Annotated in this window: 8 protein-coding genes; 3 read left to right on the top strand and 5 right to left on the bottom strand. The window is 66.4% G+C overall.

Features of this window, described 5'->3' with window-relative positions; genetic code table 11:
- Window positions 1–843: 843 nt before the first annotated feature.
- A complete protein-coding gene (locus tag ABT158_RS50145; RefSeq protein WP_352366412.1) occupies window positions 844–6489 on the top strand; it encodes a LamG-like jellyroll fold domain-containing protein in 5646 nt (1881 codons plus the stop codon).
- A 116-nt stretch (window positions 6490–6605) separates the two neighbouring features.
- On the top strand, window positions 6606–7454 hold the full coding sequence (locus ABT158_RS50140) for a hypothetical protein (protein WP_352366410.1): 849 nt from the start codon (window positions 6606–6608) through the stop codon (window positions 7452–7454).
- A 73-nt stretch (window positions 7455–7527) separates the two neighbouring features.
- Here the strand turns inward: ABT158_RS50140 and ABT158_RS50135 are convergent, their stop codons facing one another.
- Window positions 7528–8859 (bottom strand): hypothetical protein, encoded by a 1332-nt coding sequence (locus tag ABT158_RS50135; RefSeq protein WP_352366408.1) that lies wholly within the window; start codon window positions 8857–8859, stop codon window positions 7528–7530.
- Window positions 8860–8982: 123 nt separating this feature from the next.
- A complete protein-coding gene (locus ABT158_RS50130) occupies window positions 8983–11544 on the bottom strand; it encodes a hypothetical protein (protein ID WP_352366406.1) in 2562 nt (853 codons plus the stop codon).
- 492 nt (window positions 11545–12036) lie between these two features.
- On the opposite strand from ABT158_RS50130, the gene ABT158_RS50125 reads away from it, so the two are divergent.
- On the top strand, window positions 12037–12738 hold the full coding sequence (locus tag ABT158_RS50125; protein WP_352366404.1) for a hypothetical protein: 702 nt from the start codon (window positions 12037–12039) through the stop codon (window positions 12736–12738).
- Here the strand turns inward: ABT158_RS50125 and ABT158_RS50120 are convergent.
- The 3 genes from ABT158_RS50120 to ABT158_RS50110 all read right to left on the bottom strand — a co-directional run bounded on the left by ABT158_RS50120 (window position 12690) and on the right by ABT158_RS50110 (window position 14906).
- Window positions 12690–13874 (bottom strand): sensor histidine kinase, encoded by a 1185-nt coding sequence (locus ABT158_RS50120; RefSeq protein ID WP_352366402.1) that lies wholly within the window; start codon window positions 13872–13874, stop codon window positions 12690–12692. The genes ABT158_RS50125 and ABT158_RS50120 overlap by 49 nt on opposite strands.
- The gene (locus ABT158_RS50115) at window positions 13868–14554 is read right to left on the bottom strand and encodes a response regulator (RefSeq protein WP_352366400.1); all 687 of its coding nucleotides are present in this window, start codon (window positions 14552–14554) and stop codon (window positions 13868–13870) included. The genes ABT158_RS50120 and ABT158_RS50115 overlap by 7 nt, the downstream gene beginning before the upstream one ends.
- 160 nt (window positions 14555–14714) lie before the next feature.
- Entirely contained in the window at window positions 14715–14906 is a 192-nt protein-coding gene (locus tag ABT158_RS50110) for a hypothetical protein (protein ID WP_352366398.1), read from the bottom strand.
- Between the last annotated feature and the right edge of the window lie 176 nt (window positions 14907–15082).

Here is a 15082-nt window from a genome sequence, read left to right as displayed (position 1 = left end):
GCGGCATCAACCTGCTTAAAGGCAACCGCGGCATGGCAACCCGCTACGACAAGCTCGCCGTACGCTACGAAGCCGTCGTCATCATCGCCGCGATCAACCAGTGGCTCAAGGCCTTATGAAACACGGCCTAGCGGAGCTCCGTCTCCGGGTGCCCGCACTCGAAGCGCACGCCGCGCGCACCGAGCGCGCCAGCCGGGATGTCCGCCGGTTGCAGCGGCGACATCGAGGAGGGCGACAAATGCGGTTCGAGTGGCCTGTCCAGGCCGAAGCCAGGCTGAAGGAAGAGCTGCGCGCGGCCCGGCCGAACACGCGCACCGCGCCGGGGGCCGCTGGTCGTTCTCTTCCTCCAACGTTGGCCACAGAGAGGAGGAGACGCTCTTCGCGTCGTAGCGGCGCGCCAGCTGCTAGGCGTGCAGGTCACAGGCCGGTTGACCTCCGAGATGTAGTGGATGCTGGCATCCCGGATGGTGGACCTGGACAAGCGGATGCAGGAGCTGGAATGCGGGTGGGATTAGCTAGGCCAATCCGGTAATTTGAATTTCCTCTTGCTACCCACTGTAAGTTTTGTGAGTCTCTGTGTCATTGCCAACTTATCGAGACTTTATTGTAACTGATGACACCTTGCCTACCGATCTTGCGCTAGATGACTCTTGTTTGCTGTTTGTCCCATTTATGTGAAGGGTGTCAGTGAACAAGTTAGTCAGCGCATCGAAACGGGGCTGGCCCGTCGCGCGGCAGGTAACGGTGGCAACGGTGCTAACGGTGACAGCATCGCTGCTTGTAGCAGGGACAATCCCGTCGGCGCAGGCCGAGTCGGAGTCGACTGGACCGACAACTCCTTCGGTGACCGTCTTCCCGCGGCCGGAGGATCCGGACGCTCCCCTGCGGGCAGCGATCGCAGAGGCCAAGAAGCAGAACGAGCCGGTCCCGGTGGAGGCGGTCTTCACCGAGACTTCGCGTACCTGGGCCTATCCTGACGGGCATCTGACCCTGCAGTCCTACTCGGGCCCCTCGCAACTCAAGCAGGCCGATGGCTCCTGGGCATGGATCAACACCGACCTGGTCGAGCAGAACGGCGTGCTCAAACCCAAGCTGTCCAAGGCGGACATCGCGTTCTCGCTGGGTGGCGACAGCCCGTTCGCCTCGATGGAGCGCGGGAAGGGACAGCGGCTCGCGCTGTCGTGGCCGACGGAGCTGCCGAAGCCCGAGGTCGAGGGCAATGTCGCCCGTTACGTCGATGCGGCGGGGGCGGGCGCGGACCTGGTGGTGACGGCGTTGCCGACGGGGTTCCGGCACGACGTGGTGCTGAGGGAGCGTCCTGCCGGTCCGGTCGAGCTGCGGATCCCGGTCACGACCGAGGGGCTGACCCTGGGGGAGGGCAAGAAGGGCAAGGGGCTGACGCTGACGGACGCCAAGGGCAGGCAGGTGGCTTCGGCCGCCGAGCCCGTGGCCGTCGACGCCGGTCCCAGCGCGGCTGAGGCGAAGGCCGGGAAGGTGGTCCCCCCTCGTACGGGGAAGATCGACACTGAGGTGGTGACCGAGAAGGGCCGCCAGGTGCTGGTGCTGCGGCCGGATGCGGCGTTCCTGGCCGATCCGGCCACCCGCTACCCCCTGACGGTGGACCCCACCACGACGTTGCCGCTGCTCAGCGACGTGGTCATCAGCAACGACCTGAACGACAACACCTCGGCGGCCTCCCCGAAGCTGGAGACGAGTCTCGCCCGCACTTACGCCGACGGTCATCTGACCAACGTCAACTCGCTGCTGAAGTTCGACACCTCAGCGCTGACCGGTCGTTCGGTGGGCAACGCGCGGCTGGAGATGTACGCCGAGCAGGACGTCGCCTGCCGCTGGTACGGCCCGGGTGGGGTGGAGGTCAAGCGGGTCACCTCCGGGTGGAATGCCGACGGCGTGGGCTGGAATTCGAGGCCGTCGGTGACCAGTTTCGGGTCCTCGGTCCAGATCTGCCCGAGTACGTCGTCGATCGATGACAACGGCAACTGGATTCCCCGCACCATCACCTGGGACGTCACCGCGATCGCCAACGCCTGGGCGTCCGGGGCGCAGAGCGAGGGCGTGCAGGTCTCGGCCTACACCGACTTCGACCACCAGCCTTCCCAGGGCAACGGCTTCTGGATCTATTACCACTCCGCCGAGCGGGTGGGCGGCAAGCCGCCGAAGCTGACGGTGTCGTACTGGCTGCCGCCGGAGATCCCCACGGTGACCGCGGAGTCGATTGACTCCATGGTCGGCAACGACGCCATCGCGCGCAGCCAGAGCGTGAAGGTCGGCTTCAAGTCCAGTGTTCCGGAGGCGACGAAGCTGGACTACACCGTCACCGTCAACGACTCCACCATGGCGCCTCCGCCGGCCTTCCCCACCGGCCACGTCGCGCACTGGAAGTTCGACGAGGCCGACGGCGCGGCCAGTGCGGCGGACGCCAGCGGCAACGGCTATACCGCCACCTACACGGGCGGCAGGCGCAAGACCGTCACCGGCAAGCTCGGCTCCGGCATCCGGCTCAACGACATGACTGGCAGCAACGGCTGCTGCGTGCCCGACACCTACGCCTCCACCAGCAAGGCGGTGCTCAACCAGAACTCCAGCTTCTCCATCAGCACCTGGGTCAAGCTGCACGACAGCGAGGCCATCCAGTACGTGGCCAGCCAGGACGGCAGCCCGTTCGGGCTGGCTATCTACTACCTGGGCGGGAGCTGGCAGAAGTGGCGGCTGCAGGTCTCCGGCTCCGGCGGCACAGTGGGCACCGGCGTCTGGGTCGACTCCCAGAAGCTCGTCAGGGCCGACGTCTGGTCGCACCTGGTGGCCATGTACGACGCGAGCGCGGGCAAAATCCGGCTGTACGTCGACGGCGTGCTGTCGGGCGAGACGGACTACCAGCCGACCGGCACGGTCACCAGCGGCCCCTTCCGCATCGGCACCCGTGATGCGGCCGCCTCGATCCACAACCTGCAGGGCTCGGTCGACGACATGCGCCTCTACCAGCGTGCGCTGACCGTGAAGGAGATCAAGGACCTGTACGGCGAGGTCGCGGCGACCAGCTACAACGCCAAGCCGTCCGGGCAGGTCATCGAACAGACCTTCCAGCTGGACAACCCGGCGAGCCTGAAGTTCGTGGTCAAGGCATGTCGCAGCGGCGTCACCCCGCCCTCCTGCAACGAGAGCCCGGCCTACCGGCTCACCTCGGACGCGCCGGTGCTGCCGTCCGACACCGAGACGGGCATGGCCGACCCGATGCAGCCGATCCTGTCCGGGATGGTCAACCGCCCCTCCGGCGGCGCCGTGACGGCCAAGTACTACCTGTACGACAACTCCGGCGCCCCGGTCGGCTCTGCTCCGCTGGGTACACGTAGCGTCAGCGGCGGTGAGCGGGCTTCGTTCCAGTTGCCGGCGAACAGCGTGCAGCCGGGAAGCACCTACACGTGGCAGATGGCGGCCTGCGTGGGACAGGTGAGCACAACGCCCGACCCCGAGCCGACCCCCACTCCCACCCCGACGCCGAGTCCGGCCGCCGACCTGAAGGCGCGCTGGTCCTTCGACGAGGGCAGGGGCGCCATCGCGGCCGACTCCTCCGGCAACAACCACCCCGCCACCCTGACAGGGGCGACATGGGGAACCGGCAAGGACCAGCTGGGCATGCAGCTCGGGGGAACCTCCTCCAGCTACGGCATGGTCAGCGGGCCGGTAATCCACACCAACGCCGGCTACACGGTCTCCGCCTGGGCCAAGATCGACAACATCACCGCCGACCACGCGGTGGTCAGTCAGGACGGTGCCGTCAACAGCGCCTTCAAGCTCGCCTACTCCCCGGGCGACAAGAAGTGGCGCATGGTCACGTACCAGACCGACACCAGGGGGGCCACCCCGCTGCGCGCCCTGTCCACTGCGAACGCCGTGGCCGGCCAGTGGACCCATCTGGTGGGCGTCTACGACGCCGCCGCAGGCAAGATCAGGCTGTACGTTGACGGCGTCCTCAACGCCGAGACCGCCTTCACCAGCAACTGGGACGCGACCAGCAACGTCCAGCTCGGCCGTACCAAGGCCGACGGAACCCTCAGCAACTACCTCAAGGGCACCATCGACGAGGTCCGCCTCTACCAGAAGGCGCTGACCGCTGCCGAGATTGCCGCCCTCTACGCTACCCCTAGCCAGTTGGGGTCCGCACCGACCACGGTCGGAGTTCAGGACGTAGTCAACGGCCCGGAGGTGTGCACCTCCAAGACCCCTCCGGTATCCTTCACCACTCCTGGCACTCCTCCGCCGCCTCCGGTGGAGGACGTCCGACATCTGACGCTGGGTAAGGACAGCGTCGTCGTCAAAGCCGCCAAGACTGACCCGGCTGCCTGCAATGGCTCGCCATGCACGGTGACCGACGATACGGTGATGCGAATCGGCGGCATCGGTATCGATAAGACTGCCGCTGTGATCGGGTTCAAGCTGGACGAGCTCCCCGACGGCGCCGCCGTGTCGGAAGCCGTCCTCAAGCTCGGCACCGCCAACTGCCCCGTGGGCACGTGCCCAGCCGACGCCGTCATCACCGCGACGCCGTTGAAGAGCCCGGTCACCGGCGAGAGCAAGGGGTCGGACCTGGCAGGTGACGCCGACACCAGTGTTGCCCCATACTCGCTGCCGCTCTCGTCGCCCCAGGCCAACGTCGCTGGCAGCGAGTATCAGTGGCTGCTGATCACCTCTGACAAAGATGAGATGATCACTTTCGGTGAAACGGGGGCATCCGAACAGCCGTCGGTGACGCTCACCTACCTTCTGGCCGGGCCGCCGAGCAAGGTACTCAACCTCGCCGCCCAGTCCGGAGACGCGAGCGCCGTCGCCAGCTGGGCTCTGCCGGAGTCCAACGGCAGCGTCGCCATGCTCGGCGGCTACGACGTTGAGGTGACCGACGGCAGTGGCACCGTCGTCAAGACCCTTGAGGTCAGCGACCCGTTCGCGTTGATCTCCGGCCTGACCAACGGTGCGACCTACATGGTAAAGGTACGCGCCAAGACCGCTTTCGGTGTCAGCGGCTGGGAGGTCACCTCGGTCACGCCTAAGGCTGTCCCACCGCCCCCCGTCAAGGACACCAGCCAGCCGTGCATCCCCTTCCTCGACGGCGAGCAACCGCAGACCAAGGCCGTCGCTGGCGACTCCGGCGCCCAGGAGTACATCGATCGGGTCAAGGGCTACTACCAAGCCCAGGACACGGTACTCGAAGGACGCGCCACCACGATCTGGGACGCGCCAGGCATCAGCGCATCGGCTCCCAGCGCGGCCAAGCTGGCCCTGCTAAACACCGAACTGGTGCAGCAGCGCGAACTCCTCGCCGGAATGGGCATGAGGAGATCGGAGTCAGCGGTCGAGCTTACGGACCCGGTGGTTCAGTCGGGCCCGAACGGCAGCGTCCGTGTCATCGCTGGCGTCAAACGGACCTGGAACAATGTCACACAAACCGCCACAGTCAAAAGTGCGGCCCCGGCAGGAGAGGCCGCCGTATCCGGGGTGATCGAACCGAGCGAGCCCAGCATAGACGTCTTCGTCTTCGATCGCTGCGGCAATATCACGATCATCAACGTTCCACTGGAGTGGTGCGAGGACCCATCCGACCTCCATGACCAGCCGATTGACTGTCCTGGCCAGGTCGAACCCTCAACTTCGAATCTGGCACGGACGGCAGCCGCCGCCCAGTCCTGCAGTGCTGCGACAGGCGACGTACATCTCCTGTCCTCGTTTACTGACGTCCGGGTCTGGAAGAACTTCTGGGTGCGGCTTCAGAACACCCATCAGTGGACGAAGTTCAGGGTGCGGCCCGGCGCTGATCCAGAGGAAACGTCGGTAAGCCCAGCCGGATGGACGCTGGACAAGTTCCAGAACTACATCCGCCTTTATGAGACGGGAACCAGTAAGGAGCTCTGGGAGACGGCGAACGGCAAGTACATTCTCAAGCATCTCAAGATGAAGAGCGCCGCGAGCGGGTGTTTCACAAATATCCGTTACAAGCGGGAGGACGGGTTCGGTTTCTCGGTCGACTATCCGCTGTCAACGTCACTTAGCATTTCAGTGGCCAGGTCTGTGGACATTGGCCAGGAGTGCGTGCAGAGCGTTGAAGAGTATGAACCCTCTCCAGAGTCCAACAAGTACGTCAAGCCGATACTGTGGAATGCGCCGGCGGGCGTCAGGGCTTACTGCGACAGTGTGACAGAAAACACCTGCGCAATCAGCAAGTTCCGCCATCGAATGGACGGAGGGGTGACTCTGTTGCATCCTCCGGTGAAGGGCAGCAACGTTCAGGGTAAGGACACAATCAATGCGGCGATAATCTGCCGCCCGCTGGACTTCGCGGGTCTGCCTGCAGACTACGTCCTCAAGTTCTACAACCAATACAGTCCACCGCGCAGTCCGTACTGCGAGGCGAAGGCGACCATCAATGGTGATGAAGTCAAGAACCTTCTCGCCTATCAGGCGGCCTTCAAAGAGTAAGAATCCATGGCGTCCTTGGCCATGATCCTGGTAGATCTGTACTATGCAAGGCGTGCAGATCTACCAGGATCGCCGCTGTTATGGACCGACCAGCGACAGCCGAGTGAGGCATTGCTGTGAACAAGTATGTGCACCTTTGCGTGATGATGGTCCTGCTGTCTTCGGTCTCTCTGTGTGCAGGCTGTGATTCGCAGCCGACGCAGACGGAATTCCATGAGAACCCACAAGATTTCCAGTCGTTCGCTGAGAACGCGTGGGCGTCTTCGCGTCCGGATTATGGACTTTACCCGGGGTCAACAGTCGAACAACGTGGTGGTGAAGTTGTTGTGGAGACGGCAGTGTATCCATTAGGTTCGTCAGCAGAAGGCTATTCTCGTTCATGGATTGCGGATGCGAGAATCGACACCGAATCGGAAACCGTACGAGCCTCAGCGCTGCCGCGGACACGCCTCGGCCACGTCCTTGAACAATTTGGATCGACAAGCCAGAGCAGTGAGAACATTAAAAACACGCGGAGGCTCCTGGCTCAGATTGGAGCCAGTGTGGAGGTGACAGCTGTCGTCGAACTTGCCGAGCCAATGACGGAGGAGTCTCTGTGGGGTTCGAATCCCTCATTGCCCCGCCCTCAACGGGCGCTCCTGAGCAGAGCAGAAGGCGCTCTGCCTATTGGGAACAGCCTGAACTGCGGAAAGCCCTGTGACGCGCAGTCGTATGTCTCCGTTTTCCAGAAATGGGTCTCCGTGCTCCAGGCGCGGGACAGGGGTGCCCTTGCCGCATTCGATCTCGACCTGGAACGGCTCAAGAAGGCCGCACAGGAAGGCAAGATCTACGGGTTGATTTATGAGAGTTACGACCCGCGGTCATTGCTGGAGATTTCTAAGAACGCACAGGTGAAAGCGCTGTACGTGGCTGATGTGAACCTCAAGTGCCGGTCGGGTGAGTCCGCTACCTGCGAACCGACATAAAATTTAGCTGCGTAAATACAGCACGTCATTTACTCGGGAGTGAAGCAGTGGAAGCGCAGCGCCATCGACACCGCTATGAGCCAGCGACGCGGTTACCGCCGCGTACGGGCCGAAGGTGGACCTCCGGTGTGAGCGACCCTGCCGGCGGCGGCAGCAAGGCTCTATGCAGGGGTGCGGACGTCCGGCAGGAGCCGTCGCCCTCGTGGCGGCCGTTCTGGTTCGCGTTGTCGTCGGCGGCCTGGTCACGGGCGGCGGCGGTGACACAGACGTCGTCGCCGGCGATGGCGTTGCGCGGGACGAAGCCGAACCGGCACTTGGTGGTCAGGTCGGTGGTGACGGTGACGGTGGCCGCGTCCTCGGTCATGGAGTCGAGGCGGATCCGCACCCCGTCCTGGTCGTAGCTCTGGATGGGCCGGCCATCGGCGTCGCGCTGGTCCACCAGGAGGGTGGAGGTGTGCATGCCGGGCCAATCCGCGACCGGCTTGAAGTCGTGGATGAGAAGCGTGTCCGCCGGGATGGCTGCGCTGCGGCCGGTCCTCTTGCGGAACTCGACCGTCAGGTACCTGCCTGGCGTCGTCTGGTCGTTCGGCACGCGCACCATCAGCGTCCCCGGCCGGTCGGGCTGCTCCAGCGGAGCCAGGCGGACCGTCTGGGTGGCGGCGCCGTCCTTGCCGAGGGTGACGACCCGCCAGTACGGCAGCCAGCCCAGCTCGTCCAGCCTCGGCGCGGCGAGCCCGATCGCCCCCTGTCCGAACCGTTCGGAGGGCGGGAAGAAGGTCCCGCTCACCGACATGGCGTCCCACCGGTTGCCGGAATCTGCGGAAGCGCCGTCCGCGATCCGGGACACCCCCGGGGTAAGCCCGTAGAGGCCGAAGACCACGTTGACCGCCCGGTCCAAGGTCCAGCCCGTGGTGTCCAGGATGGCGGAGCGGTCGAAGTACTCGCGGGGCCCGCTGGACCCGCCGCGTGGGCCGTTGACCACGACGAGCAGGGGGCGACCGGCCGGATGCCGGTACCCCTGGCTCTCGGCGGCCTTCAGGCAGTCGTTCTTCTTGGTCGGGTTGGGCATTCCCCAGCCGTACCACTCCTCGAACGTCTTGGGGATGGTGTACCAGCCGTACACCTCGCTGCCCTCGATCGACACCCGGCCGCCGGACTGTTCGGTGACGTAGTCGGCCAGGCCACCCTTGCCTGCCCCCTCGGTGGTGAGCAGGTCCTTGAAGAACTGCCGGTCCTTGGGCTCGTCGAGCCGGTTGGTGAACGTGCACATCAGCACCGAGACCGGCATCGTGGCCTGCACGGGTCTGGCGGCCGCCGGAGCGGGCGGCAGCAGGGCGACGGCGGCCAGGGCGGTCAGGGCGGTCAGCAGCGTCGCCGCCGGCCGCCCGCCAGTGAAGGTAGACATAACTCTCCGTTCATCCGAATTCATGCGGTCACCGCCGGCTCGCCCCCGACGACAGGGCGGATCAACGAGGAGAACAACCGTGCGCTCACCCGGCAGGACGTCGCGGTGGCGCCTGTTCGCGCACTACTTGCAGTCGACGCTGAAGACCTGCTTGGCGCTGTCCTTGGAGTCGCCCCGGCCCTCGCCCTGAAACACCCTTAGCTGGCGCACCTGCGCCAGCGCGTCGGAGGTGAAGGTCTCCTTGCCGAACCGGAGAATCCACTCACGGCTGTTGCCGTTGTTCACCGCGACCTCGCGAGGCTCCTCCTCCACGCCGTTCGCGACCCACACGTACTTCATCTTGTAGCTCCCCTTCGGCGCGCTCTCGGAGAACCGCAGGACGGCCGAGTGCTCGATGGCGTACGGGCAGGTGACCTTCGAGAGCAGCGGCGGCTTGGGGTGCGAGATGAGCGTGACCTCGGCGAGCGGGGAACGGTAGAGGGTGATCTCGACGTACACCTTCGCACCGTTGACCAGCTCGGCCGTCACCACCTGCTTGCCCGCGGGAGGTGCGTCATCCCTCAGCACGGCCTCCTGAACCACCTTGGTCTTGCCGGAGTGGCTCGTGGACGGCTGCTTGAAGACCCAGGCGCCGATCTTGCTCACCTCGGTGTCGACGCCGTCGACCGTGACCGTGACCTTCTGCCCGGCCGTGGCGTTCGGCGGGTCCACGACGATGGTGGCCGTGCCGCAGACGACGTGGTAGGTGCCGCTCGTCTTCAGCCCGTTCGGCTGGTCGATCTCGATCGTGACCTGGCCCTGGCCCGTCTTCGTGACCATGAACGGTGCGAGCGTCCCCCGGAACGTGCCTGCGTGGTTGGCCGGGACCTGCAGTTCGTACCACTTGTTCTCTTCGACGTAGCGGTAGCGGATCGTGGACTCGACGGCGGGCAGACCCGACACGTTCATGATGGCCTTGACCTCGACGGCCTTCGGGCAAAGGACGGCGCCGGAGTATCCGGGGAGGTCGAGAGTGACGGACTTGACCGGGTTCGCGTCTGCCTCCACGGTGAAGGTGGCCTTGACGCTGGTGTTGTCGGCGAAGAGCGCCTTCACCTCGTGGGCGCCGACCTTGGCGGAGACGGTCGCGTCGAAGGAGTACTCCCTCGTCGAGCCGCCCACGGTGTGCGCGGCCGGGGTGAACGCCTCCGAGGTGATGGTCCTGATGTCGGAACGGCCGTTGACCACCGTCACCTTGACCTTCTCGCCCGGCTTGCCGGTCACCCGGCCGAGCGTGATGCCCGGCTCGGTGCACTCGACCTTGTAGGCGGCCTGATTCGACTTCAGGCCGTTCGGCTGCTGGACCTCGACCTGCCGCCAGCCGGTGGTGCTCGTGCTGAACCTGCCGAGATCGACCTTGTGGGTGTCGTCGTGGTTCGCGGGCACGCTGGTGCCGAGCCACCCGCTCACGGTGCCGTCGGAGGCCAGGACCCGGTACTTGATCTCGAAGGCTTCGGCCGGGGCGCCCGAGACGTCGAAGACGGCCGCGCCGGCGAAGGACTTCGGGCAGACCTTGACGTCCTTGCCGCGCGACTCCTCCACCGTCACGCTCACGCCCTTGACCGGGTTGAGGTCCTTCTCGACGGTGAAGGCCGCCTTCACGTCTGTGCCGCGGGAGAAGTTCGCCCTGACCTCGTGCGGGCCTACCTTGCCCGAGACCGTGGCCTCGAAGGAGTACTCCCGCCTGCCCGCCGGCACCTTGTGCTCGGCCGGGGTGAAGGCGTCCGAGACGATGGAGACGATGTCGGCGTAGCTGTTGACGACGGTCACCGTGGCCTTGTCGCCCGGATGGCCGCTCGCCTTGCTGAGCGTGATGCCCGGCTTGGTGCACTCGGCCTTGTAGGCGGCCTGATTCGACTTCAGGCCGTTCGGCTGCTGGACCTCGATCTGCCGCCAGCCCCCGGCGCTCGCCTGGAACCCGGGTGGCTCGACCTTGTGGGTACTGCCGTGACCGGCCGGCACGGTCGAGCTGAGCCACGGGCCGGGAGCGCCGTCAGAGGACAGCACACGGTAGCCGATCTTGAAGGAGCCGGCCGGAGCTCCCGTGACGTCGAACCTCGCGATCAGCCCGAACTCCATCGGGCAGCGCTCGACCTGCACGGTGTGCCGCTCCTCGGCCTTCAGAGTGACGGCCTTGACTGGGTTCTGCTCCCCAGGCGGAGGCGGCGTGCCGGGATCGCCGTGGCCGTTGTCGCGCCCGCCGGGCCTGTCCTCGCCGTGGCCGTAGCCGAAGTGCAGCCAGCCGCCGGACGCGGTGCCACCGGTCCCGCCGCCGTTGTCGCCGCCGGTGCAGGTGACCGAGAAGGAGGCCCGCTTCGACGCCTTCTTGACCGGGCCGAGCAGGCGGACCTGGCCCCAGCCCCGGGCGTCCGAGCCGACCTTGATCGCCGTGTTGAGCCGGATCGCCCTGATGTCCTTGCCGTCCACGCGGTAGGTCTTCACGGCGCTCTTGTCGCCGTTGCTGAACACCCACTGGTACTTCAGAGCGATCGGCGCCCTCACCTTGGCCTTCGCGGCCAGCTTCACGGTCGCGGGACACGTGGTCGTCTGCGTCTTTGGTGACGCGGCGGCCGTACTGAACGCCACCGGGGTCGCCGCCGCGTGCGCGGGGGCCGCCATGCCCCCTGCGGCGAGGAGTGACGTCACGACGAGCAGCAACCCGCCGAGACCACGCCTCGCTCTCCTGGTCAGTCTCATTCTTCCCTCTCGAGTCGGAGGCTCCCGCGGCGCGGACCGGTGGACAGGCCGGGGCGTGCGGCCCCGACGTCTCTCAGGGCGAACTCGCCGTCGTCCCGCTGTGGCCGAGCGCCGGCGGCCCGGACGCGGGAGCGGCTTTCAACGAACGGAGGGAGGCTATGGTCGGCAGGGAGCCGGAGTGATCCGTCGCGCGAGTGATTCGTGATCCGTTACGTGGACGACCCGGAACCGGGTGATGTGAACGTGGCTGTTGAGCCCCGCCGGTGCCCCTCCCCCGCCGCTCTTCGTCGTGGCGCGGTCGACGAGGGCCCGGCCACAGGCGCGGCTCCGGTCGAACGAGGAACGCCTGTCCGCCCATGAGGGGACGATTCGCGGTGATGCCGGCGGCTACCTTCACGACCTGGCCGCGCCATCCACGGTGCACGTACAGAAGGAAGAACCATGTCGGTGTTCGCGAACCCACGTACCTTTCGTCGATGGGCAGCCGGGCTCTGCCTGATCGTCGCCCCGCTCGTCCACGTGGCCGGCATCCTCACCGACCCGGCGCTCAGACAGGGACGGGGCGACGACACCGTCGGCGTCTACGGTCAGTATCCGGAGCAGGTCTCGGTCAGCGCCTCGGCGCTCCATTGGAGCTGGGTGCTGCTGCTGCCCGGGATCGTGGGCATGGTCCACCTGATCCGGGGGCGGGGCGTCGTCCTCGGGCACATCGCCGGGGGGATCACGTTCCTTGGCATCGTGAACTTCTCCAGCCTGATGCTCGGTGACTTCTTCTACTCGCGGCTCGAACGAGCACTCCCCGCAGCCGAGGGGGCCGGCATCGCGGACCAGGCGTTCGCCGATCCCGGGGCCCGGTTCGGGTTCCAGCTGCCGGGATTCGTCGGGCTGTTCGGCCTGTTTCTGCTCGGCCTGACGCTGGCCTACGCCCGGCGCGGGCCGTGGTGGGCCCCCGTCGCGATGCTGACCGGCATTCTGACCGCACCGATCTTCCCGTACGGCACGATCGCGGGCGGGACGCTCTACCTGGCCGGCGCCGGGGTGATCGGGCTCCGGATGTTGCGCATGAGCGACGACGAGTGGTCGGGGGAACCGGCTCAGGCCGTCACCGGGTCGCTGAGTGGGAACCTCGCGAACACCCGGTAGCCGCCGCCCACGATGGGGCCGGCGGTCAGTTCGCCGCCGTGCATCTCGGTCCGCTCCCGCATCCCGATCAGGCCGTGCCCGCCGCCGTCGCCGTCGCCGTCCGATCCCGCACCGTCGTTGATCACAAGGATGCTCAGCTCGGCGGGGCCGTAGGAGATGGTGATGTCGACTCCGGAGGCGCTCGCGTGTTTCAGCACGTTCGTCAGAGCCTCCTGGATCAGGCGGTAGGCGGACAGGTCGAGCCCTGGTGACAGGGGCGTCGGGGTGCCGATGATCCGCAGCTCGATCTGCGGCCCGGCTTCCCTGACCTGGGCGACCAGCTCGTCCAGCCGGTCCAGGCCGGGCTGGGGGGTGAGGGAGTCGCCGTCGCCCGAGAACCGCAGCATCCCCAGCATGAGCCTGAGCTCGCCGATGGTCTCCCGGCCGGCCTGTTCGACCCCGAGCAGCAGGGCACGTTCGCGTTCCCGTTCCGGGCTGTCGCCGAGCATCCTGCGTACGGTGCCGACGTTCAGGGTCATCAGGCTCACGTTGTGGGAGACGATGTCGTGCAGCTCGCGGGCGATCCGCGCGCGTTCCTCGGCCACCGCCCAGCGGGTCCGCTCCTCGCGTTCCATCTCCAGGCGGGTGCTGAGCTGCGCCAGCCGGGCCGTCCGGTCCATCTGCCTGCGCAGGAGGATTCCACTGGTGTACGCCACCCCGACGAAGATGCCGGTGATCAGGACTTCCGGGACGTCGACGTGGGGCATGATCTGCAGCTGGGCGTACGCGACCAGCAGGCACCCCAGCCCGGCGATCCCCCGGCGGCTGCGCGACTCGGCCGCGCTCGCCACAGTGTGCAGAAGGATCAAGGTGGAGTAGAAATGCCACGCGGCGTAATACTCCCCGATCGTCAATCTCTGCAGAGTGAAGCCGAGAGCGGTCAGCGTCAGAAGAGCGGTCATCGGAAATGCGCGCCGGAAAAGCAGCAGCACGCCGGCGAGGATGGCTCCCGCCGCCATCGGTGCCGGGTTCTCGATCCGCTCGTAGCCGATCCCCTGGCGGCCGAGGCTCTCCACCAACCCGGCCACGGTCACCGCGAGGGAGAGCAGCAGATCCGCCCAGGTGGGTGGCCGGCCACGGAACAGCTTCGTCAGCACGGCTCGTCCCGCGGACCCTGCGGCCGTGGCCGTCCGGGCCGTACGATTCCGGTCTCGTAGGCGAACACGACCGCGTGGATGCGGTCGCGTAAGCGGAGCTTCTGCAGGAGGTGCGTGACATGAGTGCGTACGGTCGCCTCGCCGATGTGCAGCTCCCGTGCTATCTCGGGGTTGGACATGCCGTCCGCGAGCAGCCGCAGCACCTCCAGCTCGCGCGGGGTGAGCGTCTCAAGCTCCGGCGGAGCAGCCGGATGGGGCTGGGCCGCGAAAGAGTCGATCACGCGTGGGGCGACCGCCGGGTCGATGACCGCGTCCCCGGCCGCCGCCGCGCGTACGGCCTCGATCAGCTGCTCGGCGCGTGAGCTCTTGAGCAGGAATCCGTGAACCCGCGCGCGCAGCGCGGCGTGCAGGTTGTCGTCGGTGTTGAACGTGGTCAACATGATGATCCTGGGCGGATCGGGGTCTTCCAGGAGCTGCCGGGCGGCGCTGAGGCCGTCCAGTCCCGGCATGGCGATGTCCATCAGCAGGACGTCCGGCCGTAACTGACGGGCCATGCTGAGAACCTGCCGCCCGTCGGACGCCTCTCCGACGACCTCGATGCCGGGCGCCGTCTCGACGACGAGCCGCAGCCCGGCCCGGATCATCGCCTGATCGTCCGCGATGACCAGCTTGATCGCCACTGAACTCTCTGGGCTCTCGGCAGGGATCACATGCCACAGCGTACGAGATCGATGAAACGCTGGAATCTCTGGAAATGGGGAGATGAAGTCAGGTGTGTCTACATCGCCCGGCTGACATCTCCTCCGCCACGCCGCTGATCCGGGGTTGGGCTGGCAGGAGTCATTGATTGAATGATCGGTACTCGTCGGGCCGCTCGTTCAGTTGATCACTGGGCGTGCCCGCCGGCGGCGCCAGATCCATGCGGGCTCGCTCGGCGAAGGCGGTTGCTCCCATGTCGGCAAACAGTTCGTGGGCGGCCCGCAGTTGCTGGCTGACCTCGGTCGCGCGCTCGGTCTGCGGTCTGGTTCGCATCACGACGGTGTTGAGCAGATGGCATCGGGCGCCGATGAGAAATGGCGCCGACAGTCGTCCAAGTACACGTCCGGTAAAAAGGCGCTGCGCGCATCAAGGGAGAGCAACGAGATGAGACCGCTTCGATACTCGATCAACGTCACGCTCGACGGCTGCTGCCATCACGAGGCAGGGCT

The sequence above is a fragment of the Nonomuraea sp. NPDC001636 genome, from assembly GCF_040298265.1.
Taxonomy (GTDB): domain Bacteria; phylum Actinomycetota; class Actinomycetes; order Streptosporangiales; family Streptosporangiaceae; genus Nonomuraea.
Note: the sequence above shows the minus strand (reverse complement) of the source record. Positions and strands in the feature narration are given on the sequence as shown.